This window comes from Streptococcus sp. 2018162, from assembly GCF_019754175.1.
GTDB lineage: Bacteria > Bacillota > Bacilli > Lactobacillales > Streptococcaceae > Streptococcus > Streptococcus hashimotonensis.
Map to the genome: position 1 here is coordinate 15,097 of NZ_JAIJZP010000005.1, position 24,863 is coordinate 39,959.

22 protein-coding genes are annotated in these 24,863 nt (G+C 41.7%); 3 read left to right on the plus strand and 19 right to left on the minus strand.

The genetic code is table 11. From position 1 onward, the window contains the following. Nucleotides 1-3 precede the first annotated feature (3 nt). From K5Q22_RS05610 to adhE, 7 genes are all read right to left on the minus strand, one after another. Nucleotides 4-1,431, minus strand: a complete 1,428-nt coding sequence (locus K5Q22_RS05610) for an ABC transporter ATP-binding protein (RefSeq protein WP_205013930.1) — start codon at nt 1,429-1,431, stop codon at nt 4-6. Further along, on the minus strand, nt 1,395-2,054 hold the full coding sequence (locus K5Q22_RS05615) for an energy-coupling factor transporter transmembrane component T (RefSeq protein WP_205013927.1): 660 nt from the start codon (nt 2,052-2,054) through the stop codon (nt 1,395-1,397). The genes K5Q22_RS05610 and K5Q22_RS05615 overlap by 37 nt, the downstream gene beginning before the upstream one ends. Beyond that, nucleotides 2,051-2,644 carry an MptD family putative ECF transporter S component gene (locus K5Q22_RS05620; protein ID WP_105121566.1) on the minus strand — a complete coding sequence of 198 codons (594 nt, stop codon included), beginning with the start codon at nt 2,642-2,644 and terminating at the stop codon, nt 2,051-2,053. Before K5Q22_RS05620 ends, K5Q22_RS05615 begins: the two co-directional genes overlap by 4 nt. Further along, complete coding sequence (locus K5Q22_RS05625) at nt 2,645-4,306, minus strand: amino acid ABC transporter ATP-binding/permease protein (protein ID WP_205013924.1); 1,662 nt, start codon at nt 4,304-4,306, stop codon at nt 2,645-2,647. Continuing rightward, nucleotides 4,299-6,056, minus strand: a complete 1,758-nt coding sequence (locus K5Q22_RS05630; RefSeq protein ID WP_205013922.1) for an ABC transporter ATP-binding protein/permease — start codon at nt 6,054-6,056, stop codon at nt 4,299-4,301. Before K5Q22_RS05630 ends, K5Q22_RS05625 begins: the two co-directional genes overlap by 8 nt. 126 nt (nt 6,057-6,182) lie before the next feature. Continuing rightward, on the minus strand, nt 6,183-7,667 hold the full coding sequence (gene thrC, locus K5Q22_RS05635) for a threonine synthase (protein ID WP_205013920.1): 1,485 nt from the start codon (nt 7,665-7,667) through the stop codon (nt 6,183-6,185). A gap of 452 nt (nt 7,668-8,119) precedes the next feature. Continuing rightward, complete coding sequence (gene adhE, locus K5Q22_RS05640; protein ID WP_205013918.1) at nt 8,120-10,771, minus strand: bifunctional acetaldehyde-CoA/alcohol dehydrogenase; 2,652 nt, start codon at nt 10,769-10,771, stop codon at nt 8,120-8,122. A gap of 452 nt (nt 10,772-11,223) precedes the next feature. Between adhE and adhP the strand changes: the two genes are divergently transcribed. After that, nucleotides 11,224-12,249, plus strand: coding sequence for an alcohol dehydrogenase AdhP (adhP, locus tag K5Q22_RS05645; RefSeq protein ID WP_024406784.1), 1,026 nt, complete (start codon nt 11,224-11,226; stop codon nt 12,247-12,249). A gap of 226 nt (nt 12,250-12,475) precedes the next feature. Here adhP and hisS read toward each other — a convergent pair whose 3' ends face one another. After that, the gene (gene hisS / locus K5Q22_RS05650) at nt 12,476-13,759 is read right to left on the minus strand and encodes a histidine--tRNA ligase (RefSeq protein WP_205013916.1); all 1,284 of its coding nucleotides are present in this window, start codon (nt 13,757-13,759) and stop codon (nt 12,476-12,478) included. A 275-nt stretch (nt 13,760-14,034) separates the two neighbouring features. Between hisS and rpmF the strand changes: the two genes are divergently transcribed. Together rpmF and rpmG are read left to right on the plus strand one after the other, a co-directional pair. After that, nucleotides 14,035-14,217 (plus strand): 50S ribosomal protein L32, encoded by a 183-nt coding sequence (rpmF, locus tag K5Q22_RS05655; RefSeq protein WP_002937589.1) that lies wholly within the window; start codon nt 14,035-14,037, stop codon nt 14,215-14,217. Between the two features lie 15 nt (nt 14,218-14,232). Further along, nucleotides 14,233-14,382, plus strand: coding sequence for a 50S ribosomal protein L33 (rpmG, locus tag K5Q22_RS05660; protein WP_002262412.1), 150 nt, complete (start codon nt 14,233-14,235; stop codon nt 14,380-14,382). Nucleotides 14,383-14,589: 207 nt separating this feature from the next. On the opposite strand, the gene K5Q22_RS05665 is transcribed toward rpmG, so the two are convergent. The 11 genes from K5Q22_RS05665 to K5Q22_RS05715 form a co-directional block, all read right to left on the minus strand. Continuing rightward, nucleotides 14,590-15,429, minus strand: coding sequence for a metallophosphoesterase (locus tag K5Q22_RS05665; RefSeq protein ID WP_205013913.1), 840 nt, complete (start codon nt 15,427-15,429; stop codon nt 14,590-14,592). 51 nt (nt 15,430-15,480) lie between these two features. Next, the gene (locus tag K5Q22_RS05670; protein ID WP_205013912.1) at nt 15,481-16,377 is read right to left on the minus strand and encodes an aldose 1-epimerase family protein; all 897 of its coding nucleotides are present in this window, start codon (nt 16,375-16,377) and stop codon (nt 15,481-15,483) included. Nucleotides 16,378-16,441: 64 nt separating this feature from the next. Then, complete coding sequence (gene lacG, locus K5Q22_RS05675; protein ID WP_205013911.1) at nt 16,442-17,848, minus strand: 6-phospho-beta-galactosidase; 1,407 nt, start codon at nt 17,846-17,848, stop codon at nt 16,442-16,444. 70 nt (nt 17,849-17,918) lie between these two features. Next, the gene (locus K5Q22_RS05680) at nt 17,919-19,598 is read right to left on the minus strand and encodes a lactose-specific PTS transporter subunit EIIC (RefSeq protein ID WP_205013910.1); all 1,680 of its coding nucleotides are present in this window, start codon (nt 19,596-19,598) and stop codon (nt 17,919-17,921) included. Further along, nucleotides 19,598-19,915 carry a PTS lactose/cellobiose transporter subunit IIA gene (locus K5Q22_RS05685; RefSeq protein WP_003048451.1) on the minus strand — a complete coding sequence of 106 codons (318 nt, stop codon included), beginning with the start codon at nt 19,913-19,915 and terminating at the stop codon, nt 19,598-19,600. Before K5Q22_RS05685 ends, K5Q22_RS05680 begins: the two co-directional genes overlap by 1 nt. A gap of 31 nt (nt 19,916-19,946) precedes the next feature. Further along, complete coding sequence (locus K5Q22_RS05690; protein ID WP_205013909.1) at nt 19,947-20,780, minus strand: PRD domain-containing protein; 834 nt, start codon at nt 20,778-20,780, stop codon at nt 19,947-19,949. A 184-nt stretch (nt 20,781-20,964) separates the two neighbouring features. Continuing rightward, nucleotides 20,965-21,945, minus strand: coding sequence for a tagatose-bisphosphate aldolase (lacD, locus tag K5Q22_RS05695; protein WP_205013907.1), 981 nt, complete (start codon nt 21,943-21,945; stop codon nt 20,965-20,967). 1 nt (nt 21,946) lies between these two features. Beyond that, complete coding sequence (locus K5Q22_RS05700) at nt 21,947-22,879, minus strand: tagatose-6-phosphate kinase (RefSeq protein ID WP_205013904.1); 933 nt, start codon at nt 22,877-22,879, stop codon at nt 21,947-21,949. Between the two features lie 9 nt (nt 22,880-22,888). Then, complete coding sequence (lacB, locus tag K5Q22_RS05705; RefSeq protein ID WP_018031055.1) at nt 22,889-23,404, minus strand: galactose-6-phosphate isomerase subunit LacB; 516 nt, start codon at nt 23,402-23,404, stop codon at nt 22,889-22,891. Between the two features lie 26 nt (nt 23,405-23,430). Continuing rightward, nucleotides 23,431-23,853 (minus strand): galactose-6-phosphate isomerase subunit LacA, encoded by a 423-nt coding sequence (gene lacA / locus K5Q22_RS05710; RefSeq protein ID WP_018031056.1) that lies wholly within the window; start codon nt 23,851-23,853, stop codon nt 23,431-23,433. 204 nt (nt 23,854-24,057) lie between these two features. Further along, on the minus strand, nt 24,058-24,825 hold the full coding sequence (locus K5Q22_RS05715) for a DeoR/GlpR family DNA-binding transcription regulator (RefSeq protein WP_205013902.1): 768 nt from the start codon (nt 24,823-24,825) through the stop codon (nt 24,058-24,060). Between the last annotated feature and the right edge of the window lie 38 nt (nt 24,826-24,863).

A 24,863-nucleotide genomic window follows, 5' to 3' on the forward strand; every position in this document is an offset into this window, starting at 1 on the left:
TCTCTATTTCAACTGTTTAATATCTACTATTTTATCACAAACAAGATTCAATAGCTCTTCATCGTGAGAAATTAACAAAACCAACTTATTCTTCATTTTTAAGTCTACTAAAGCGGAAGCAACTTGCTGCATTCGTCTCAAATCCAAACCGCTCGTCGGTTCATCAAAAATGAAAATTTCCTTATCTGCCAGTAAGCTAGCTACTATCATCACGCGCTGTTGTTCACCACCCGATAAACTGACCGGATGTCTCTCCAACAAATCCGATAGACCAAAACGAGCTACCAAATGTTCATCGACAGCTCTATTTTTCCTTCCAAGAGTAAGTTCTCGCTCAACACTTTCCGCAAATAGTTGGAGTCGAACATCCTGCATAACAAAGGCTGTTTTTTCCAATCTCTGGCGACTAGATAAGGTTTGACCTTGCCAAGAAATCCTACTCTTCTTATCTTCCGCTAAACCGACCAGATAACGAGCAAGGCTTGTTTTTCCAGAACCATTCGATCCAACCAAACCCACCACCTGTCCTGGTGCCAAACAGAGTTTTTCAATCTCGTAGAGAGTATTCTCTTTCTGACTTACCGATAAATTTTCAACAAGTAAACCCTCTTTATCATTAACAAACTGGTCCGCCAGCTCCGCTATTGCCCGCCCATAAGGCTCCGAGTCATAACAACGCAGTCCCATATCCTGACGGCATTCTTCTGTCCGACTTAAAAACTCATCTGCTAGATAATCCGTCACCACTTGCCCATCTTGAAAATATAAATAGCGATCTGCCAACTGACTGAGATAAGACAGTCTATGCTCGGCAATAATAATGGTCTTTCCTTGGCTTTTTAAAGTTTTCAAGATGTCCTGTACAATCGCAATCCCTTCCTGATCTAGGTTGGCAGTCGGCTCATCTAAAACCAAGACATCTGTCCCTTGCATGGCTGCAACAGCCAAGGCTAGACGTTGTTGCTGACCACCTGATAGATTGGAAATCGTTCGCTGACTAAGAGAAGCCAAACCAAATAATTCCATAACCCAAGCCAGGCGATTCTCGATTTCTTCTCTTGCCAAACCCTGATTTTCACAAGGAAAAACCAATTCCTGCAAGACCTGACTATGAAAAAATTGAGTAGACGGATGCTGAAAGACGGAAGCAATGTGCCAAGATGTTTCTTCCAGACTAGATTTTTGTAAATCCAAGTCCCCTAAGAAAATTTGTCCCGAAAGCTGAGCAGGATAATATTCTGGCGTCAAACCATTCAGTACCTTGAGAAAACTAGACTTCCCAGAGCCACTCTGCCCACATAAAACAACACACTGGCCTTCTGGAATGGTCAGATTCTCTATCTGCAAGGCTGGTTTATCTGCCCCTGAATAAGTTAATGCTACATTTTTTACCGTCACAGCCGGACGAGAATCAGAAAACCGATACAACATAAGCAAAGACTCCAATCTAGCACGGTCCAAGACGACCGAATATATGCAGGTGATTTTGTAGATACAGCCAAACCTTTTGTCAGACTGGCTACTGTCAATTCCTGAGCTGTTCGCAAGAGAGACATCATCAAGGGAACCAAGAAAAACTCCATGTACTGGAGTGGCTTATAAACCACATCTCTCTTCCGTAAAAAAATTCCTCTAACCTTCAAAGAGGCACAAATCGTACGAGCATCCTGTTTAATGGCAGGCAGGAAACGAAACATTACTCCCAACGTCAAAAGAAATACCTCTGGCAAGTGCCATTTCCGCAAGCCATGAATGAGTTCGTAACCACTTGTCGTCATCAGCAATAGATGTCCTGCCAAAAGCGGAGGCCATGTATAGGTCAATACAAGCAACAAATGCGTCAGCCATGCTGGTAAAAATGTGATATAGGACATCAGACAAAACATAGCATAGGCTATCGGACTCATTATAGCCATTTTCCGCTTTCCAGAAAACCAGAAAAGCAGGCTAAGGCCTAAGACCAGCACTGCATTTTCTAGTATTGTAAGACGCATCCCATAGGTAAAACTAGTGAAGATGACGAGAATAATTTTTGTACGAGCATCTAATTTCATGAAAGATAACCTGATTGTTTAAAATAGCGCTGAAGCATATATTGACCAAACAGACCACTGATAAGAGCTGTTAAGATAATGGTCGTTGACAACCAGAGTACATTCCCTGGAGTGAAATCAAGCATGACACGAGCGATGTATTCTGCTGATTTTCCACGGGCCAAAAGATTGGCCTCATAGGCATCACGCATGAACCACATAAGAATAATCGGTCCCAGGTTTCCAAAAGAGAAAATGATATAGCTAAGAAGATTGGTCCATTTTTGTTTATAGTGACCTGACTTCGCTACCATTTCTGCCAAAAAACCAAAGGTCAAGCTTGGGAGAAAGGCCGCTGTCATATAGCCTGATAGGAAAAAGAAACAGGCCATTACTGCTCCAACCAGACTAATTGAACCAAATTTACCAACCTTGGCTACCAATAACATATAAACAGGTCCTGCCAAAAGGGCTGCTCCAGCAGGTGCATACATCATATTACCCGAACGATCAAAAACCAAGCTCAACAAGGTTCCTAGACCAACACAAACAAAGTAGAGGGCAGCAAAAGCCCCTGTTACCATCAGATCTTTTACTTGTAATTTCTTCATTTATTTTTCCTTTACTAATTGTCCGTCTTCCAAGCGGAAAATGGTATCTGCACAAGCCATGGTTGAGCTTCTATGGGAAATCAAGAAGACCATGCCCTGACAGTGTGCCTTAACCAGCTGGATAAAGCGAGCTTCATTGAGCGAATCCAAGTTGCTGGTCGGCTCATCAAAGATATAGCAGTCCGCGTTTTTGAGCAGGGCCCGCATGAGTTCCAGGCGTTGTCCTTCTCCTGCGGAAAAGTCACTGGCTTCCACAATCGTATCCAAGCCCTGCGGTGCTGCCAGAATCCGTTCTTTCATGTGGCATTTTTCTGCCAAGTCCATAATGGTTTCATCCGATACATCCGTCCGCCCCAAGACAAGATTTTCTCGAATGGTCTGGCGGAAGATTTGCGGTACCTGAGGCACATAGGCAAAGGAGCCTTGCAAATGAGCCTTGTCCACCTTCCGACTATCCAAGCCAGACAGACGGATTTGACCTTGCTGCCAGTCATACCAACGCATGATTAGTTTCATCAAGGTGGATTTTCCTGCACCGGACTCACCGACCAGACCAATGATGCCCCCCTGTTCAAACTGGACAGACAGGTTACGATAAAGCCCTGTTTCTCGGTCATCATAGTCGAAGTCTAGTTGCTCAATAGCAATCTCCGTCACGCTGACCTCAACCAAGTCGCCTATTCGCTCTGCTTCTTTTTCATCCAAAAGAGCATAGATATTCCGACCAGCATTCATGGCCCGCTTGAAACCAAGGGGCAGACGGCTGAGCTCTAAGAAGGGAGCAAAGGAGCTGGTAAAGGACACCAGGAGAGCTACTCCTGTCGCTAGTTCCAAGTTTTGACTGCCTACCAAGTCGAAGGTCAACCAGGCAAAGCCCATGATAGACAGACCTACCACTAAGAATGACACAGCATACTGCATAAAGTTGGTCTGGGCAACCTTTCGCTCCTGACCATTGACCTCTTGACTTTTCTGTGTCAGATTGGCAAACCGAGCATCTGTCTGTTGGAACTGCATGAGATCCTTCATACTCTTAAGACTTTCAATAAAGTAGGAAACATAGGCCTTACGACTGGCATTTTGCTCCTTGAGCAAGGGTTGCAACTGCTGGGCAAATCGATTGGGAATGGCAATCGCTAAAAGGGCATAGGTCACCAAGGCTATAAGGGCCAAGCCCCAGCTGGATAGACCAAAATAGACTGTCAATCCCAGAGCCACTAAAATCCCTGTACAAATCGGAGCAATGGTATGGGCAAAGAAAACCTCCAAGGCCTCGATGTCCTCCCCAATCATCTTGAGCAGGCTACCACTGTCCTGTCGGTCCAATTTCCCAGGAGCCAAGGCCCGCAATTTTGCAAAAATCAGACGGCGGTAGGCAGCCAGAGTATGAAAGGCCACATAGTGACCAAAATAGTGCTCACCATAGCGGAAGGCACCGCGTAGAAGAGCCAGAATGACTAGGGCTACCAAGGTCCATAGCGGAGCAGGATTGCCAGCAAGGGCAGCAAAAGCCAGGTAGACCAAGGTTACTGGAATCGCAATGGTCACCACCTGTCCCAAGACCGCAAAGCAGACCGCCACCGCAATCCGTGGCAAGAGATGTTTCATAGACTGCAAGAGTCTTGGAATCAGCACCCGTGTCGGCATTTCTTTCTTATCCATAAACGGCTTCCTCCAATTCTCTTTGTTGATCGACCAGCTGACGATAAGCCGAGCTAGTCTGATAAAGTGTAGCATGACTGCCTGTCACAGCCCCCTCCGCAGACAAGAAGAGAATATCATCTGCCTGCTCCACCTGCTTCATCTTATGGGTAATAATGATGACAATGGCATCTTTTGCTACCAGGTTAATCAGGTCGTAAATCAAACCTTCATTGTCCTGATCGACGCTAGAAGTCACCTCGTCAAAGATATAGAGCGAGCGTTTGGCCAAGACCGCACGGGCACAGATGACCTGCTGGCGTTGACCAGGTGACAAGAAAGCACCGTCATCGCCCACAATCGTGTCCAGACCGTCTGGCAGATGCTTGACAAACTGCAAGACCCCATACTGATTTGCCCAAGCCAAGATGTCCTTCTTGGACCAGTCACAAGCCATGCGTAAATTCTCATAGTTCGACTGGTTGAGCAAGGTGGACTGGCCCGACACATAGAGTACCTGCTCATTCAGAGATACCTGACTGACACCTGAAATCTCCTGCTCACCCAAGTAAATCGCTCCCTTATCCGCCCGCAAGCGTCGCAAGAGCAACTGGGCCAAGGTCGTTTTCCCCTGCCCTGACTCACCGGCCAAGGCATAGACCTTTCCAGCCGTCATGGTCATAGAAATATCTTCTAGGACTGACTTTTCTCCGTAGGCAAAGGCCAGATTTTCCAGTTTCAGACTGTCAAAAGCAGGCACATGGGCAGCATCGATTTCCTGCTCCGCTGTCATGCTGTCCAAGAAACCAAAAATGCGATCCGCCATCTTGGTATTCATCATGACCAAGTGCATACCGTAGCCCTGCTCCCGTATGGGTGCAAAAAACTCCGTCGCAATGAGGACAAAGAAAAGCATACTAAAGAGGGAGAGATTGCCTGCCGCTAGGCTATTGACCGCCACAAAACCAGACAGACCAATCCCCAGATACATAACTGCATCCATGTAGCCCACCGCTTGCAGCTGGAAACTGAGCAACTCCATGGTCGCATCGCGGAAGTCCTCCGCCTGTTCATTGAAGGTCTTTTCATAAGCCGCGTCCGCCTGATAGGAATAGAGGGTGTTGAGCCCCTTGAGGTCGTCCAGGAAAAGATTGCCCACATCCATGTAGGAGCCCCAGTAGCGATTCATGATCCGCTTGGACCGCTTTTGCATAGCGATAATGGAAATAGGGATCAGAGGCAGGGCCAAGATGAAAATGACCGCACCCAGCGGGAAAATCAGAAAGACCAGCAAGAGCACAGTCGCACAGTTGAACTGAGTCCGCAAGGAAGAAGCCATGTAATAGGAATAGTAGGTATCCAGGCTGTCAATCCCCTGGGAAGCGATGTTAAAGACATCTGCCGCTGTCGCTTTTGATGCAAACTGACCGTCCTTGGCCAAGAGGGCCTCAAAAAAGGACTGCTTGAGCGAATCCCGAGCAAACTGGGAACCCAAGCCCTGCAAACGCTTGGCAATCAAGGCCACACCATAACCAAAGGCATTGAGCCCTAGCAAGATGAGGACAAACTGTACTAAATCAACCTGACCACCCTCATAGTAGGTCACAAAGCCCTGGGCAATCAAATAGAAGGAAATAATCCGCATCAAAAATTGTACCCAGGATAGAAAGGCTGCCAAATAGACTAGCTTCATCTTGGGCTTGATGCGTTCTTTGAGCCGCTTCAAGAGGGCTTTTTTCTTTTCACGAGAAATTTTTTCTTCTTGTGCCATTGTTTACCTCTCTAAAACACATTCCATTATAGTATATCATTCTTTGAATTATCTGTAAATTTTAATTTTAATGATAATAAAAAACAAACTGCTCAAAATAAGCAGTTTGTCATAATTCATTTTTTATTAAACACCCAAATAGCGCTCTACTTCAGCCTGCATATCTGCAGCTGCAACAACGGTATTGTGGCGGACTGGTGCTGTTTCCAAACCGTCCACAGCTGGTGGCAGGGCTACACCTGAAATCTCATGCAATTTTGCCAGGGCTTCGAAGTCAGTCAAGCCTGACTGGCCTGTCACAGCTTCAACCGCAACCACTGGGAACTTGTACGGACTTGCTGTAGAAGCAATCACTGTCGGAGTTTGGTCACCTGTTTGCTCCACATACTGTTTATAGACAGCTGAGGCAACAGCCGTGTGTGGATCTTCAATGTAGTCTGACTCCTCATAGACACGCTTGATTTCCGCAGCAGTTTCTTCTTCTGTCGCAAAGGCGGCAGCAAAGAGAGAGAGGATATCCGCGTCAGCTCCTTGAATGTCATACTGACCAGCTGTGTTCAAAGCTTCCATGAGCTCAGCTGTTTTGACAGCATCATTACCAAAGAGGTGGAAAATCAACCGCTCCAAGTTAGAGGACACCAAGATGTCCATGGATGGACTGGTGGTCACGCGGAAGGTGCGGTTCTTGTCGTAAACGCCTGTCGAGAAGAAGTCGGTTAGGACATTGTTGTCGTTGGAAGCACAGATGAGCTTGCCAACTGGCAGACCGATCTGCTTAGCGTAGTAAGCCGCCAAGATGTTACCGAAGTTGCCTGTCGGAACGGTGAAGTTGACCTTGTCACCCGCCGCAATCTCGCCAGTCTTAACCAGTTGAGCATAGGCATAGACATAATAAACAATCTGTGGCACCAAGCGGCCGATGTTCATGGAGTTGGCAGATGAAAACTGGAGTTTCTTGGCCGCCAACTTGGCACGAAGAGCCTCATCATTGAACATGTGCTTGACGTTGGTTTGGGCATCGTCAAAGTTTCCGTCAATAGCCACCACGTGGGTATTAGCCCCTGTCTGCGTGGTCATCTGCAATTCCTGGACCTTAGACACCCCGTCACGCGGATAGAAGACGATGATTTGCGTGCCAGGAACGTCTGCAAAACCAGCCATGGCTGCCTTTCCTGTGTCACCTGAAGTCGCGGTCAAGATAACAATCTCATTTTCCAAACCATGTTTTTTCGCTGCTGTCGTCATCAAGTAAGGCAGGATGGACAGAGCCATATCCTTGAAGGCAATGGTTGAACCTCGGAAGAGCTCCAAGTTGTACTGACCGTTGAGTTTAACAACTGGGGCAATAACTGACGTGTCAAACTTGCTGTCGTAGGCATTGTTAATACAGTAGTCCAGCTCGTCTGCCGTAAAATCGTCCAAGAAAGCCGACAAAATGAGCTTAGCAACTTCTTGATAAGAAGCATCTTTAAGAACAGAAAAATCCAAGTCAACTGTTGGAATCGAAATCGGTGTAAACAAACCACCGTCGGTCGCCAAGCCCTGCAAAATAGCTTGACTAGCCGATACAGTATTTTTAGCATCGCGTGTTGATTGATATACTAATGTCATGGTATCCCTCATAAAAAATCTATTTTTTCTATTCTACCATAAATTGACAGAAAATTGTGAAAGATAGATAGAAAAGTCTCTTTTTCTCGGCTAAACCCTAACTTTCCAACCACTTTCGCTTTTTTCAAGATCTCCACCATTATTTCTAAACAAACAATCCCCTATTTTTCAATAGAGGATTGTCTTACGATATTTGGAGGCAATTTACCTATAAATCATACTCCGTTCAACTGAGCAAGGCTCAGTATACTGACTTGACGCCGAAAAAATTCTAGTCCTAAGTCTTTCTAGACAGATTGACGAAGATAACCCAGTCATCAAGGGATGATTTTCTAAACGAGACAAGGCGAACGACCGAAATAATTCTAGTCCTAAGTCTTTCTAGGCAGATTGACGAAGGTAGAACTGAAGTTCACCAAGGAAATCTAACGACAAAAGACGACGGAATAGGATTATTTCAAACGACCTGGACGTTCTTTGTAACCGTAGTAGGCGTCTTCGATGATTTCTTGCATGTGGTCAACCATTGCTAGACGTGGGTTAGCTGGTGTACATTGATCTTCGTAGGCAAGAAGAGCCAATTCGCGAGAGTGTTCTTTGAGTTCTTTCTCGTCGATACCTTGTGCTTTCAAGTTCATTTGGATACCGATGCGTTCACCGAGGTCGTAAACTGCTTGTGCGTATGCAGCAACAGCTTCTTCTGGTGTTGAACATGGCAAGCCTAGAAGACGAGCGATGTCTTGGTATTTTTCATCTGCTTTATAGTAGTTGTACTTAGGCCATGTAGCTGTTTTAGCTGGACGAGTACCGTTATAGCGGATAACGTATGGAAGCAAGATAGCGTTTGTACGACCGTGAACAGTATGGAAGCGTCCACCAATCTTATGAGCCATTGAGTGAGAAATACCTAGGAATGCGTTGGCGAAGGCCATACCTGCCATAGTTGATGCGTTGTGCATTTTCTCACGTGATACAAAGTCAGCATTCTTCACTGAGCTTTCAAGGTTTTCAAATACTAGTTTGATAGCTTGAAGTGCTAAACCATCTGTAAAGTCGTTTGCTACTGTTGAAACATATGCTTCTGTAGCGTGAGTCAATACGTCCATACCAGTATCTGCTGTAACGTGTGCAGGTACTGTCAATACGAGTGCTGGGTCAACGATTGCCACAGTTGGTGTCAATGAGTAGTCAGCGATTGGGTATTTACGGTTGTTTGCTTTATCAGAGATTACGGCGAACGGTGTTACTTCTGAACCTGTACCTGATGTAGTTGGAATCGCGATAAACTTAGATTTCTTACCAAGTTCTGGGAACTTGAAGGCACGTTTACGGATATCCATGAATTTTTGAACTAGGTCATGGAAATCAACTGTTGGTTGTTCGTAGAAGAGCCACATAACTTTGGCAGCATCCATTGGTGAACCACCACCGAGTGCGATGATTGTATCTGGTTTGAAGGTACGCATCAATTCTGTACCTTTATAAACTGTTGTGATGTCTGGATCTGGCTCAACGTCTGAGAAGATTTGGTAAACAACTTTATTACGACGAAGGTCCAATTGTTCGATGATACGATCTAGGAATCCAAGTTCTACCATTGCACGGTCTGTAACGATCATGACACGTTCAACGTCACGACATTTTTGGAGATATTGGATAGAATCACGTTCGAAGTATGTTTTAGAAGGAACTTTAAACCATTGCATATTATTTCTACGTCTTCCTACTTTCTTGATGTTGAGCAAGTTCATAGCACTTACGTTATCACTGATTGAGTTGCGTCCGTAAGAACCACAACCAAGTGTCAATGATGGCAAGAATGCGTTGTAAACATCACCGATACCACCGAAAGTAGATGGAGAGTTCCAAATAACACGGATAGCACGTACGATTGTACCAAACTCTTTCGCCAATTCTGCGTCTTCCGTATGAATAGCTGCAGAGTGACCGAGACCGTGGAATTCAACCATTTGGCGAGCCGCTTCAAGACCTTCTGCACGACCGTCAACTTTCAAGACGGCAATAACAGGTGACAATTTCTCACGAGTCAATGGTTCTTTTTCACCGATTTCAGCAACCTCAGCTGCCAAGATGTTTGTACCTTCTGGTACTGAGAAGCCAGCCTGCTCAGCAATCCATGCAGCTGGGCGACCAACGATGTCCGCATTCAATTTGCCTTCCGCACAGTTTTTGCTGTTAGCTTTCACACCGAAGCAGTATTCTTCAAGAAGAGCTTTTTCTTTCTTATTAACGAAGTAAGTTTTGTAAGATTTGAATTCTGCTACAAACTCATCGTACACTTCTTTGTCAATGATAACTGCTTGTTCTGACGCACAGACCATACCATTGTCAAATGACTTAGACATGACGATATCGTGTGCCGCTTGGCGGATGTTTGCAGATTTTTCAATATAGGCTGGAACGTTACCCGCACCTACACCAAGAGCTGGTTTACCACAAGAGTAAGCCGCACGCACCATTGCGTTACCACCAGTCGCAAGGATTGTTGCAATTCCGTCATGATTCATCAACTCAGACGTTGCTTCCATAGATGGTTTTGTAACCCATTGGATACAGTTTTCTGGAGCCCCCGCTGCTACTGCTGCTTCATAGACAACACGCGCTGCATGAGCTGAAGATTCTTGTGCAGATGGGTGGAAGGCAAAGACAATTGGGTTGCGTGTCTTCAAAGCAATCAATGACTTGAAGATGGCAGTTGACGTTGGGTTGGTTGTCGGAGTGATACCACAGATAACACCAACTGGCTCGGCAATCAAGGTCAAGCCTGTTACATCATCTTCTTCGATAACACCAACTGTTTTTGTATGGCGCATATTGTTAACCACGTGCTCGCAGGCAAACAAGTTTTTTGTTGCCTTATCTTCGAATACACCACGTTTGGTTTCTTCAAAGGCATGTATTGCCAATTCACCGTGCTTGTCAAGAGCAGCTACCGAAGCCTTAGCCACAATGTAGTCTACTTCTTCTTGACCGAGTTTGCGGAACTCATCAAGAGCAACCAAACCTTTTTGAACAAGCTCATCAACGTGTTTGCGAGCTTCTACTAATTTTTCTTCTGGTGATACAACTTTTTTATCAGCCATTGTGTTCCTCCAAATTTCCTCGTCAACATTTTGTTAACTTTTTCACAATGTTATTCTACAACTTTTATTTTTATTTGTAAAGAGAAATTGTTAATTTTTTCACATTTTTTCTGTTTTGCTATAGTAAGCGCTTACTTTTTCTTGTTTTCAGAAAATAGTCAGATTTGTTTCTGCTTTGTTTGGTCAAAAAATACATAAAGTAAGACAAATCTTTATCATTTATTCTTTCTCTAACATTTACGATACTAGTTTACCAAGAAAACGCTTCCAAGTAAATAGATTTTTTTGAAAATATTGTAGTAATTACGTGATAATTTTCAATTTTACATTCATTTGTCCCTTCTTTTCTACTCTTGCATTTTTGTCTACATTGTGATATTCTTAACAATATAAAATAACTATATTAACACATCCAAAAATGTACATAAAATATTAAAACAGGAGGTCTGCTTATGAAAGCAGTCGTTGTAAATCCAGAATCTACTGGTGTTGTCGTTGTCGATAAGGAACTTCGTCCACTCGAAGCTGGTGAGGCTTTGGTCCAAATTGAGTACTGTGGTGTTTGTCACACTGACCTCCACGTTGCCAATGGTGATTTTGGTAAGGTTCCTGGTCGCGTTCTTGGCCACGAAGGTATCGGTATTGTGACTGAAATTGCTCCAGATGTGACTAGCTTAAAAGTCGGTGACCGTGTCAGCGTTGCTTGGTTCTTCCAAGGCTGTGGTATGTGTGAATATTGTACAACCGGTCGCGAAACTCTCTGCCGTACCGTAAAAAATGCCGGCTACTCTGTTGACGGTGGCATGGCTGAGCAATGTATTGTAACAGCAGACTATGCAGTAAAAGTTCCAGAAGGTCTTGATCCAGCTCAAGCAAGTTCGATCACTTGTGCTGGCGTTACTTGCTACAAAGCGATTAAAGAAGCTCACTTGGAACCAGGTCAATGGATTGCTATCTATGGTGCTGGTGGACTCGGAAACCTTGCCGTACAATACGCTAAAAAAGTCTTCAACGCTCATGTTATCGCCGTAGACATCAATAATGATAAATTGGAACTCGCCAAAGAAGTTGGTGCAGATGTGACAATCAACGGACTTGAAGTAGAAGATGTTCCTGGATACATTAAAGAAATTACTGGTGGCGGTGTACACTCTACTGTTGTAACAGCTGTTTCCAAAGTAGCCTTCAACCAAGCTATTGACAGTGTTCGTGCTGGTGGATATGTAGTAGCTGTAGGACTTCCATCTGAATACATGGACCTCAGTATCGTGAAGACTGTGCTAGACGGTATCAAAGTGGTCGGCTCACTAGTTGGTACTCGTAAAGATTTAGAAGAGGCCTTCCACTTCGGTGCTATGGGACTAGTTGTTCCAGTCGTTCAAAAACGTCCTGTCGAAGATGCCGAAGCAGTCTTTGATGAAATGGCAGCAGGAACTATCCAAGGTCGCATGGTCTTAGACTTCTGCCACTCACACTAATGCGTTCTCCACTATTTTCGGGAGTGGGAAAGAACTCGACTGGTCTAAAATGAGTTCGTTTTCCCACCCCCGCACAGTTGATTAGGTCAGATTTGGAGTGTGAAACACGAACAAATCTGCCAATCAACCCCTGCGCTGAGATGTTGACACGAACTCTGAGCAGTGGAGCTGGGCTTTTTGCCCAGCCTTTTTTTTGCTTTCTAAAATAAAAAAGAAGCAGCCTAGACTACTGCTTCTCCAATTCTTCTAAAATACTTGCGAAATCTGTTTTGAGTGCTTCCAAGCTTGTTTTAACTTGACTTCTTGTCTGGTTATTTTTCACCACAACCTGTCCAGATTCGATTTCGCTACCACCCAGGGTAATGATGGCCTTAGCGCCAAAAACATCTGCTGATTTAAACTGAGCCTTAAGCTTGCGGTCAAGGTAATCTCGCTCTGCTCGGAAGCCTTGCTTGCGGATGGCTTGAACCAACTCGAGCGCTCCGCCATTGGCCTCCTGACCTAAAACTGCGATGTAGACATCTAGCTGGGTGTCGAGAGGGAGCTCGATGCCTTGCTTTTCAAGGACTAGGATGAGGCGCTCAATCCCCATACCAAAGCCAAAAGCTGGTGTTTCAGGTCCGCCAAAGTAGGTCACCAAACCATCATAACGACCGCCGGCACAGATGGTCAGGTCATTACCACCTACCTCGGTCATAAACTCGAAAATAGTATGATTATAGTAGTCCAAACCACGCACCATGTTGGTGTCAATCACATAAGCAATGCCTAAGCTGTCCAACATAGTCTTAACCGCTTCAAAGTGAGCAGTACTTTCTTCATCCAGATAGTCCAAGATGGACGGTGCATTTTCCACTGCAACCTTGTCTTCTTTTTCCTTGGAATCCAACACACGCAAGGGGTTTTCTTCTAGACGGCGCTGGCTGTCCTTAGATAACTGGTCTTTGAGCGGTGTCAGGTAGTCAATCAAGGCCTGACGATAAGCAGCACGACTCTCTGGATTGCCCAGACTGTTGAGGTGGAGGCGAATGTCCTTGATCCCCAACTCTTCAAAGAAGTGATAGGCCATAGCAATGGTTTCTACGTCTGTCGCTGGGTTATTGGAACCAAAGCACTCCACACCAATCTGGTGGAACTGACGGAGACGACCTGCCTGCGGACGCTCATAGCGGAACATTGGACCCATGTAATAGAACTTAGCTGGCTTTTGCACTTCTGGAGCAAAGAGCTTGTTTTCTACATAAGAACGAACAACGGGTGCCGTACCTTCTGGACGGAGGGTGATATGACGCTCTCCCTTGTCATAGAAATCGTACATCTCCTTGGTCACAATGTCTGTCGTATCGCCAACCGAACGGCTAATCACCTCATAATGCTCGAAGATTGGTGTGCGAATCTCAGCGTAATTGTACTGTTTAAAAATGCTGCGGGTAAAGTTTTCCACATACTGCCATTTGGCAGAATCCTGCGGTAGTAAATCCTGTGTTCCTTTAGGTTTTTGTAGTTTCATACTAAAGTGTATAAAGCCAACTTATGTCGCTCGAAGTTGTGCCTCTTCCTTTCCAAATTAAGTCATAAGGGCTCAAACTCTACCAGTCGAGCCTTGCAATCCTCCTTATTTTACCATAAATGCTCTGCTATTTTCCAAAAAAGTGAAAAAAAATCTGTCAAGTAACTTTACTTTACAAAAAACTTTTGTTATACTGTTAAAGTTGACGAAAGTCATACGCACTATTTTAGATTTAAAAGGGGCTTAGCCCTGACATTTAATGGAGGAAGAAAGAAATGGCAGTACCTGCACGTCGCACTTCAAAAGCGAAGAAAAACAAACGTCGTACTCACTATAAAGTAGCAGCTCCAACTGTGAAATTTGATGAAACTACTGGAGATTACTCACGTTCACACCGTGTATCTTTGAAAGGATACTACAAAGGACGTAAAATCGCTAAGGCTGCTTCAGCTGAATAATAGAAGGGAGATACCATGCGCGTAAATATTACACTTGAACACAAAGAATCTGGTGAGCGTTTGTACCTTACTTCAAAAAACAAACGTAACACTCCAGACCGTCTTCAATTGAAAAAATACTCACCAAAATTGCGTAAGCACGTGATTTTTACTGAGGTGAAATAAGGATTCACTACACGTCAGTAGACGGTAGAAACCTTGATTTAATGCGATTCTTGAAATTTTGAATTTCAGTAGATTGCAGTATAAATCAACCGAATCACTACCTTTTTCACTACCTTTTTTGAAATAAGATTTTGATTCGGATAAGTAATAGACCCCACTGGCTAATTAAAGTCAGTGGGGTTTTTGAGTGATTGGAAAAGAGCGAAGTTACTGATTAACAAGATCTACAACGATAATTTCTGGGCGATTAAAAAATCTTGGTACTCGTGTAGATTCTTTGGCCAGACCCCTACTTACAATAAAATTCGAGTTTTCAAATTCATATAAACCACCTGCATATTTCGGAAAAAATCCTTGATTAGGCGCAAATACACCATTAACCAAATAAGGTACTCTCCATTGTCCTCCATGCGCATGACCTGATAACACTAAATCAAATCCATACTTTTGATACGTATCAACTAGTTCTGGGCGGTGCGCTAGTAAAATTTGAAAGTCGGTACTTATTAGCTTCCCTTTTATGTCTTCAAGTTGGTCTAGCAAATTCACACTAGTATCATACTTTTGAAAATATTCAGGATCGTCAATGCCTGAAATAGTGATTGACCGCCCCCGTATATCAACTCTACTAGTATTTCCAGATAATATGGCTACATTCTGTTGTCGCAGATGTTCAAGCATCTGTTCATATCGATTACTCCATATTTCATGATTACCTGACACATAGTAAGTATGATTAAATTTACTTAGCCCGCTCAATAGTTCTAGTGTTTTTCTGTCAGAAAGTTCATCATCAAAAATATCACCACCTAATAAAATGATATCTGGACCTTCTTTCTCTAATACTTCCAAGATTTGTATCTGGTTTTTACCGTAATTTGATGAGTGTAAATCAGTAATTAGAGCAAGTCTGATTGGCTGAGATATTTTGTGACTAGCAAGCCTGTAATGAGTTACTTGAAGCCGACTGTCAAAACCTAAAGCGAGAAAAATTAGGATACAAATAAGAATAAACCATCGTGGCTTAATATTTTTTAGTTTTTTCATTATATGAACTATTTTACCAAATTTCTGTAACGAGCCAACATTTTCAAAAGTTTACTCAATAATAATATCAAAATGTTTTGTATCAACTTCTTTTGGAGCGACGTAACTAATATTTCGTTTGGCATTGAATATATCAGATTCTTCCAGTGATGTAGAGAGTCCACTCCAAGGTTCTAATGCGATAAAGGGACTCTGATTTGTAGTTGACCAAATCACTAAATATGGAAAATCATCAAATGCAATCGAAAGAGTCTTCTGATGATTTTTAGATTTCAAAGTTACCTTTCGTGATACTAATTGATCCAATGTTATGGCATCGTGCTCAAACAGTTGATAGGACAAGTCCAAGATCTTTTGATTTTCCAAGAATGGACGGCGATCTCGCAGATCAAGTAAGCCAGTTTCTGGAAAACTTCTAGGTACTGTACAAGATTCTACTTTTTCAAATTCTAAATAATAGTCTTCATAACTCTCACCATCCAACAAAGGACAATTAAAACCTGGATGACCCCCAATAATAAAGTAAGGTAGCTTTCTATGTCCTTCAAGATTTTTCACCCGATATTCAGTTCGGATTGTATTGCCAAGTAGTGAGTAATTAATGGAAAGTTCAAATTCATATGGGTAATTTTTTACGGTTTCCTCATTTGATGAAATAGAAAATTCCAAAGAATTTTCGGTTCTTCTTACATTTTTGAACATCATTTTTCTCACGAGTCCATGCCTTGGAATTGTGCCTGTAAATGTCGGTCTTTCTGCAGGTTTATAGATAGCCCAATCATTTCGTAAACTTCCACAAATAGGAAAAAGAACTGGTGCTTGACCGCTCCAATAGGTCGGATCTCCTTGCCAAAGATACTCGACACCATCATTGTCTTTTATCGAAGTAATTTGTCCACCTAATTCAGAAAATTGTACTGTTAAGTTCTCATTTTTTAATTCGAACATAAAAACTGCCTCCCTTATATGAAAACAAGGATGCTAACTTGAGCTAGGCATCCTTGTATTATTTTTATTCAATAACCTGTGTTTCTGCTACTTTTTTATACCAATAAGCACTTTTCTTTGGATAGCGTTCTTGGGTTTCAAAGTCAACATAGAACAAACCATATCGTTTCTCGTATCCATTTGACCAAGAAAATACATCCATCAAGGACCAGATGAAATACCCTTTAACATTGGCACCATCTGAGATAGCATCTGAAATCACTTCTAAATGCTTTTTCACATAATCAATTCGACCATCGTCATAGACTGTACCATCTACAAATTCATCTTTATAACCTAGACCATTTTCAGTGATGTAGATTTTTTTATAGTTTGGATAGTCATTTTTCACACGCATGATTTGATCATAAAGACCTTGTGGATAGATAATCCAATCCCAGTCCGTTTTTGGAATATCAACTGGGGACTCTCTACGACCAACTCCTTTGATTTGATACTTAGAACTTCCCTTTTCACCTTTACCATTATGGATAATTTCAGTTTCTCCATCATGAGCTCTCATCCAATCACTCATATAGTAATTGATGCCCAAGAAGTCGTTCAAATCTTTTGCAGCATCTAAGGCCGCGAAGTCTTCATCACGAAGGTCTAATTCCCCACCATTTACTTTCAGAATATGGCGAACACCTTCAAGTGTTTTTTCAGAATAGTAACCCAAGTATGTCGCATCTAGGATAAATTTATTGTGAATAATATCTTCAAGTTCCGCTGCACGGACATCTTCTGGATTGGTTGGATCATAAGGATATTTCGTTGGCAATGCATGTACGACTCCAATTTCTCCACTATAACCAGCATCCTTGTAGAGCTTAACTGCCTTGGCATGTGAAACCATCATATTGTGATGAGATTGGAATACTTTAGAAAGATCATACTGAATACCTGGTGGGAATTTCCCAACAAGATACTGACCGTCACCAATTGGGCCGATTTCATTAAAGGTAGTCCAGTAATTAACTTCAGGGAATTCTTTGAAACAAAACGCTGCATAATTGACAAAGTGTTCAATGTTATCTCGATTTAGAAAGTCACCATTAGAATGTAGCGTTTCTGGTGTATCAAAATGGTGAAGCGTTACAAATGGTTCTACGTGACGTTTATGGCATTCCGCAAATAATTTATGGTAAAACTCTACTCCCTTTGGATTCACTTCTCCAAAGCCTGTTGGGAAGATACGAGACCAAGCAATTGAAATACGAATGCCGTTTACCCCAAATTGTTCACTTAGTTCTAAATCAACTGGATAACGATTATAAAAATCAGAAGCTGGTTCCGCAGTGTACCAGTAATTATCTTCTAGATACTTATCCCATGCAACACGACCTTTTCCATCTGTTTTTGTGGCACCCTCTGCTTGATATGCAGCAGTTGCTCCACCAAATATAAAATCTTTTGGTAATGTTTTAACCATATGCCTACCTTCTTCTATCAAAAATAAATAAGGGGGTAGGAGTTGGAGATTTCACTCCCACCCCCTTTGATTAGAACTGTTGTTTGACAAAGTCAAGAGCACCTTGACCATCACGAGTGAGTTTAATATATTGAGCCCCTTCAGTTTTGGCAAGTTTAATACCCAATGCATCGGTTTCTTGTTTTATATCATCGTAGTTCGATGCCACTTGAGGTGCAAGGATGACTAATTGATACTCTGGTAAAATCTCGCGGTGAGCTCCATAACTTCCTGCTGTTGCTGTGACTGGAACACCGTATTCCTTTGCAGCTTTAGTTAAAGCGTTGGCAAGCAATCCACTTGTACCGCCTCCTGCACAAAGCACCAGAACGTTTGTTTGTTCAGAAATTTCGGTATCGACTGCAGCTTTTTCAAGAATAGCATCTGCTTTGGCAGTATTAAAGTTAGCTGCCACTTTTTCTTTCAAGCTATTTTCTACTTTACCTGATTGTTCCTCAGCAAGAATTTGCTCATCGTAAACTTTCAAGAATGGATAATAGATAAGAACATCAACAACGACCAATAGGATAGCTAGTGCAAAGGCGAGTGGGGCAAAGTTTGTTCCCATGACAATCCCCAAAGGACCTGGAGTTGTCCATGGTAAGTTGACGCTGAAACTGTTCATTTTTAGCGTATCAACAAAGAATTTGAAAATCCATACGTTAGCAATTGGAGCTAAAATAAATGGAACAAAGAATACTGGGTTAAGTACAAGTGGTGCACCGAACAAGATTGGTTCATTTACACCAAAGAATGTTGGAACAACTGAAGCACGTCCAATTGCTTTGTTTCGTTTAGACTTAGTCAACCACATAAACATGAATGGCACAACCAAGGTAGCACCTGTACCACCCATTGTCACGATAAACATTTGAGTACCTGAAGTCAGGATTTTGTCAGCGTGTTGACCCGCCTGTAGAAGCTGGAAGTTGGTTTCAATGTTGGCATAAGTAATGGCTGCAATTGCTGGCTCAACAATTGATGGACCATGAATCCCTACAAACCAGAACAAGGCATAGGCACCAAAGATAATGGTAATACCAAAATAACCATCTGCTGCTGTAAATAATGGCTCAAATAATTTTAGAATAGCCTCAGCAACGTTTGTTCCAACCAGTTGACGTGTCGCAAGATCAATTCCATACAAGACAAAGATAGATAATGCATATGGAATTACGTCTTTAAATGCCTGGGATACGTTCGGCGGAACTTCATCTGGCATACGAATGGTGACATTGTTTTTCACACAGACCTTATAGATATTAACTGTAATGAAGGCTGCTAGAAAGGCTGTCAAAAGCCCTTTAGTTCCCATGTAACCATTGGCAAAACCACCTTCAATACCATCAGAAGCCAGTAATAGGAACCCTGAAATTGAGGCAATCATAGTTGAAATGAAGTTGATTTGATTGGTTTTTGGCAATTGACGGTTAAAAGCATCTGTCAAAGATTTTGCGGTCGTTCCTGCAACTAGGACAGCTACAATCCCCATTGTGTAACCGTAAGGTTTCATGATGGCCGCAACCGCTTCATCAGACCAAGTAAATCCAAAGATATTCGGCACGAAAGCTACCAATAGGAAGATACTTGAGAACAAAATAACTGGCATGGCTGCGATAAAACCATCACGGATAGCCCTTAAATAAGGGTTTCTCGAAATCTTTTCAAAGAAAGGCTTCCCTTTCTCAATGAATTCAATCAATTTATTCATTACTTATCACCTCGTTTATACAGTTCAATCATATGACTCATCATATCTTTCAATAATAATGTTGTCATGAGATGGTCTTGACCATGCATAAGTGTCACACTAAAGGCTAAATCCTCACCAGCCGCTTCTTTTTGCAACAAGCTAGTCTGAGCATGATGGGCTTCAACAATACAAGCATTGGCAGCTTCAACTAGTTCCTCTGCTTTTGCATAATCACCTTTTTGAGCCGCAGCCAGGGCCTCCATCAATCGAGAACGAGCATCACCAGCGAACGCAACAATCTCAAAACCTAATAACGTAATTTCTTCTCTGTTCATAATATGAACCTCCTTTTAAAATTGAATTGATTTACAATAACCGTTGAATATGTAGTACAATATAGAACCTTTCACTGTCATTTACAGGTTCATCAACTAATGTTGTGATCATCTCAAAAATCTGGCTTCCAATCAGGTAAGCTCTTGGATTCTGGAGCTTGATATGCTGTTCCAAACTAGCAATCGATTCATTTGACTGATGAGATCTATCTAAGTAATTCAGAAAATAGGACAGATGAATCATAAAGCGATCATAAAAATTGCTATTTTCTTTTGAGCGTTTAATCCCATTCTCCGTTAAGATTTGATCAACCTCTGCTATAATTTTTTTGCTGATGTCATGTTCTTCACTTGTGGGATGAATGGTTTCACCCTTTGCATTAATCAAGTGAAGGGCAATTCTTCCAATCTCATCATTCGGAAAATCTTTTAGCAACTTTTCACGAAATATAGCTAAGGCTTCACGCGCCATTTTATATTCCAACGGATATTCGGCTGAAATATTGGGTAGCTTACTTTCTTGATAAGTATTCTTTAAAACCGCCTGATATGCACAATAGATATGATCTGTCAGTGTCACATACAGATACTCTTGTACAGGGTAATGATACGTTGCTACTAGATGATTGATAACCGTGTAGGTTGCTGAAATAAAATCTAAGGGAATATCTTTTAATAAGGTTAGAAAGTTTTCCTTGGCCTCATCATTTTTTAGCGAAAAGATATTTTCTATCTTATCCTTAACAATTAAATCCCCTTTCTTCTTTTGAAAGGTTATACCCAATCCCATCACGACTGCCTGTTCCTCATGTTCATTTTTCACCAGAGCAGCGTTATTATTTAGTGACTGTATAATCCTAAACATATATTCCTCCTATATTTTTAAGCAAAAAAAGACTACAAACAAACCGAGAATATTCTACTCTCAAATCCATTTGTAGTCTTGCCTAATCGAATTAGTTACAATCCACTCTATTCTTGCTGATGAGATTATTATAGCATATTCTCAGGAAATGTAAACCCTTTCTTTTTAGAAAATGGTTATTTTTTTATAATTTTTCTAGCCAAGAAGTAGCAGTTTGAGACAAGACCGCATCAAGCCCTTCAATATTTTCACGACCAACAGTTCGTAACCATTCACGTGCTGCTTCTTCTCCTTGTTCAATGTAAACTGGCACAACACCTGCCCATGTTGCACGACCACAGAGAACACCGTTAAATTTAGCACCTGCTTCATGTGCAAACACTAGAGTATCTTGGAAAAGCTTAGCTGAAACACCGGCACTTAGATAAATGTATGGCAAATGAGTTGATGCTTCTTGTTGACGGAAATATTCGGCTGCTTCTTCTTTTGTATAAACGATTTCCCCTGTTCCAAAGCCTTCTACAAAATTCATGTTCACAGGTACTTCTACCTTGAGAACATCTACTCCAAAGCGTTCGTCAGAAAATACTTTCATGGCTTCATTTACTTTTCTAGGTTTAACTTTAGCAAACTCAACGCTAGCATTATCCTCAATCGTCTCATCATAGCTCAAAATTTCCAAGAAGAATGGCAAACCTTCTGCCTGACATTCTGAACCTAAGCGTTCAATATAAGCATGTTTTTGAAGATTAACGTATGGATTACCATCGACGTCATAGTAGAGTAGAAACTTAATGGCATCTGCCCCCTCTTCTTTTAATCGTTTTACAGACCATTCTACCAGGCAATCTGGCAAACGACTGGTAGAGCTAGTATCATAGCCAGTTTTTTCATAAGCCAAAAGCAATCCACATTGCTCATCGCGGGCGCGTGAAGCTGGCAAACCAAACTCTGGATCTAACAGAATTGAGGAAGAAAACTGTGTTAGTTCTTCAGAAACTAGAGTTTTTAGCTCTTCCATCTGCTCCACAGTAGGTTCTTCTGCCTGATGTTTTGCCATCATTTTTTTCAAGGCTCCACGTTGGTCGAAGGCAAGAGCTGAAATGACTCCTGCTTCATTACTGACTTTTTCCATATATTTTCTTTTTTCTGCTGTTACTACCATCTTAAACCTCCTCGACTTCGATTTGAGAATACAATACTTCTGAATGTTCTAAGTTGACATAACCTGTCTGTTCTTCCTGAGCATTTAACATGCCCAAAACATTTGCATTTTTTAGTAGTTCTTCATCAGGTAATGCATGTTTCAAACTAGCAGCAATACCTGCAACGGTTGAATCACCCGAACCGACTGGATTGACGACATTGATTTTTGGAATTGTTACACGATAGAACTTGTCATTGTGCTTGGCAAAAGCCCCCTTTGCACCCAAGGATACGACTATCCATTCAATTCCTTGGAATAATTGATCAGACAGAACTTCTTTCAATTCTTGAATATCATCTGTGACATCTTTTCCAATTAACTGTGATAACTCTTCTGTATTCGGCTTGATAACAGTCGGCTTCTGATGGCTTTCTAAAACGTTTTTCAGCGCCTCACCAGAACAATCCAGAACAACAGCAACACCACATTTTTTACAAAGTTCAATGACCTTAACATAATAGTTACTAGCAAGTCCCTTAGGCAAACTTCCTGAAATAACAACAACATCTACATTGTTCAGAATAATTTCAAGGTGTTCGATAAAATTCAAGGCTTCATGTTCTTGAATAGTTGGTCCTTGTTCTAAAATCTCTGTCTGTTGACCATCGTGAAGGACTGCAATGCAATTACGGGTTTCATTCCCAATTTCCACAAAAGAATTTTTAATATCATTTCGAGTGAGTTGTTTCTTTACATAACTTCCAATCTCACCACCAATGAAACCAGTAGCCACAACATCTTCACCGATTTGTTTCAAAACCCGTGTGACATTGAGCCCCTTGCCTCCAGCTGTTTTTTGAACGTTTTCTACTCGATTGACCGTATCCAAATGAAAGGTATCCAATTGATAGGCAATATCAACCGACGGATTTAAAGTGATCGTCAAAATCATGTGAGCCTCCTAGTCGTGGTATTCTCCACGATCCCACTTTTCAAGAAATTCAGTAAAGAACTCTGGATTAGCCTGCTCTTGATTGAGTGTTTCAACTGCAGCAATCTTTTCGATCAAACGTTTGTTTTCTTCAGTTGGTTTGTATTCTGCTTTAATGAAGGCTTCAATGATGTCGCACATAAGCAACTCACCCGTAATTTTGCCACCAAAACCAATGACGTTGGCATTTAACTCTTCCTTAGCGTAAAGTGCGGAGGTCATATCACGAACCAAGGCTGATCGAACACCAGGAACCTTGTTTACAGCATTATTGATTCCAACACCTGTTCCACAGATACAAATTCCCAAATCTGCTTGTCCGCTTGCAACAGCTTCACCAACTTTTTTACCAAAGATTGGGTAATGAGTACGAACATTGTCATAAGTCCCAAAGTCCAATACTTCATATCCTTGATTTTTCAAATAATCTACCACAGCGATTTTTTCATAGGTTACAATGTGGTCACAACCGATTGCAATTTTCATCTCTTATTCTCCTTTGTTTACAACAATTAGCACATTTTATTTAGCATATCGACACGGATTTGGTGACGGCCGCCATCATACTCACCTTCAACAAATCCTTTAACGATATTTTTAGCAATTCCTTCTCCTACAATCTCACTACCGATTGTAATAATGCGAGAATTGTTGTGTCCTCTTGTCATATAGGCAGAACGTTCGTCTGAAACTTCTGCAGCGATCATGCCTTTGACTTTAGTTGCGGTCATAAATGGACCAACACCATAAGCATCAATCACAATACCAAGATTTCCTTCCTCTTGATTGACTGCTGCAACTACCGCCAAAGTTGTATCAACAAAATCACTTCCATCACTGACATCTTTAAAGTCATATGATTTCTCTAGCAAATAATCTTTAATAACGTCTTTTAGTTTTGAGCCCGCTGGATCAGCACCGATAATGATTGTCATAACCTATCTCCTAACAAACATAGAAAGTTGTAGCCATATATGGCAGAAAATCTTTGTTTTGCAAAACTTAGAAAAGCGTTTTCGCTTTTTATGTTTAAATTATACAACCAAATAAACATAAAGTCAACATGTTTTGTTTTATTTTTGTTTGTTTTTTTCGTATACAAACAAAAAACCAACATTCTTCTGTTGGTTTTGATAACTTTATGATTTTGTAGAAATAATTTCAATGTGGTTATGTAATAATTGGTAGTTTTCATCATTCGCATTCATATCTGTCACTAGTGCTGTCAAATCATTCAAATCACAAAAGGAAGTAAAATCATCTTTGCCAATTTTCGAGGCATCTAGCAGTAGATATTTTTCTAAAGAATGTTTGATGGCAATGTTTTGCGTATAGGCTTCCGCTAGAGTGGAAGTCATGACATCACTTCCCTTAAGTCCGTTACCTGAAAAGAAAATCTTGCTGAATCGCATTTTTTCTAAACTTGTATTGGTAATTTCTCCTACAAACGATTCTGTCACTTGGCGATATTCTCCTCCAAGAAGAAAGACTTGAAAATCCTCTGTCTTCTTTTGAGATAAGATTGTAAAAACTGGCATACAGTTTGTGATGACAGTGAGACGAGGATTATTAATGGCCTCAGCCAGAAAAGCAACTGTTGTGCCTGGACCTAAAAATACCGTGTCGCCATCTTCTATCAGTTGTGCTGCCCTTTCTGCTATCTCTTGCTTAGCTTCCTTATTTTGAATGTGTTTCTCAGAATGAGAATATTCACGATATTGAAAAGCCTTATTACTTCTAGCACCGCCATGGATTTTTGTTAAAACGCCTTGCTCTTCCAACTCTATAAAATCACGTCGAACAGTCATATCAGTAACATTTAGCAATTCAACAATCTCAGAAATTCTAACTGTACCTTTTTTGTTTACCAATCGTGTAATTTCTTCTAGTCGTTCTCGTTTATTCATGTTTAATCCTTTATTGTTTTTTTACATTATATCAAAAA

Bases quoted from the DNA above. Each gene is read 5' to 3' on its own strand.
- K5Q22_RS05610 (WP_205013930.1), bottom strand. From the start codon at position 1,431: ATGTTGTATCGGTTTTCTGATTCTCGTCCGGCTGTGACGGTAAAAAAT.
- K5Q22_RS05615 (WP_205013927.1), bottom strand. From the start codon at position 2,054: ATGAAATTAGATGCTCGTACAAAAATTATTCTCGTCATCTTCACTAGT.
- K5Q22_RS05620 (WP_105121566.1), bottom strand. From the start codon at position 2,644: ATGAAGAAATTACAAGTAAAAGATCTGATGGTAACAGGGGCTTTTGCT.
- K5Q22_RS05625 (WP_205013924.1), bottom strand. From the start codon at position 4,306: ATGGATAAGAAAGAAATGCCGACACGGGTGCTGATTCCAAGACTCTTG.
- K5Q22_RS05630 (WP_205013922.1), bottom strand. From the start codon at position 6,056: ATGGCACAAGAAGAAAAAATTTCTCGTGAAAAGAAAAAAGCCCTCTTG.
- thrC (WP_205013920.1), bottom strand. From the start codon at position 7,667: ATGACATTAGTATATCAATCAACACGCGATGCTAAAAATACTGTATCG.
- adhE (WP_205013918.1), bottom strand. From the start codon at position 10,771: ATGGCTGATAAAAAAGTTGTATCACCAGAAGAAAAATTAGTAGAAGCT.
- adhP (WP_024406784.1), top strand. From the start codon at position 11,224: ATGAAAGCAGTCGTTGTAAATCCAGAATCTACTGGTGTTGTCGTTGTC.
- hisS (WP_205013916.1), bottom strand. From the start codon at position 13,759: ATGAAACTACAAAAACCTAAAGGAACACAGGATTTACTACCGCAGGAT.
- rpmF (WP_002937589.1), top strand. From the start codon at position 14,035: ATGGCAGTACCTGCACGTCGCACTTCAAAAGCGAAGAAAAACAAACGT.
- rpmG (WP_002262412.1), top strand. From the start codon at position 14,233: ATGCGCGTAAATATTACACTTGAACACAAAGAATCTGGTGAGCGTTTG.
- K5Q22_RS05665 (WP_205013913.1), bottom strand. From the start codon at position 15,429: ATGAAAAAACTAAAAAATATTAAGCCACGATGGTTTATTCTTATTTGT.
- K5Q22_RS05670 (WP_205013912.1), bottom strand. From the start codon at position 16,377: ATGTTCGAATTAAAAAATGAGAACTTAACAGTACAATTTTCTGAATTA.
- lacG (WP_205013911.1), bottom strand. From the start codon at position 17,848: ATGGTTAAAACATTACCAAAAGATTTTATATTTGGTGGAGCAACTGCT.
- K5Q22_RS05680 (WP_205013910.1), bottom strand. From the start codon at position 19,598: ATGAATAAATTGATTGAATTCATTGAGAAAGGGAAGCCTTTCTTTGAA.
- K5Q22_RS05685 (WP_003048451.1), bottom strand. From the start codon at position 19,915: ATGAACAGAGAAGAAATTACGTTATTAGGTTTTGAGATTGTTGCGTTC.
- K5Q22_RS05690 (WP_205013909.1), bottom strand. From the start codon at position 20,780: ATGTTTAGGATTATACAGTCACTAAATAATAACGCTGCTCTGGTGAAA.
- lacD (WP_205013907.1), bottom strand. From the start codon at position 21,945: ATGGTAGTAACAGCAGAAAAAAGAAAATATATGGAAAAAGTCAGTAAT.
- K5Q22_RS05700 (WP_205013904.1), bottom strand. From the start codon at position 22,879: ATGATTTTGACGATCACTTTAAATCCGTCGGTTGATATTGCCTATCAA.
- lacB (WP_018031055.1), bottom strand. From the start codon at position 23,404: ATGAAAATTGCAATCGGTTGTGACCACATTGTAACCTATGAAAAAATC.
- lacA (WP_018031056.1), bottom strand. From the start codon at position 23,853: ATGACAATCATTATCGGTGCTGATCCAGCGGGCTCAAAACTAAAAGAC.
- K5Q22_RS05715 (WP_205013902.1), bottom strand. From the start codon at position 24,825: ATGAATAAACGAGAACGACTAGAAGAAATTACACGATTGGTAAACAAA.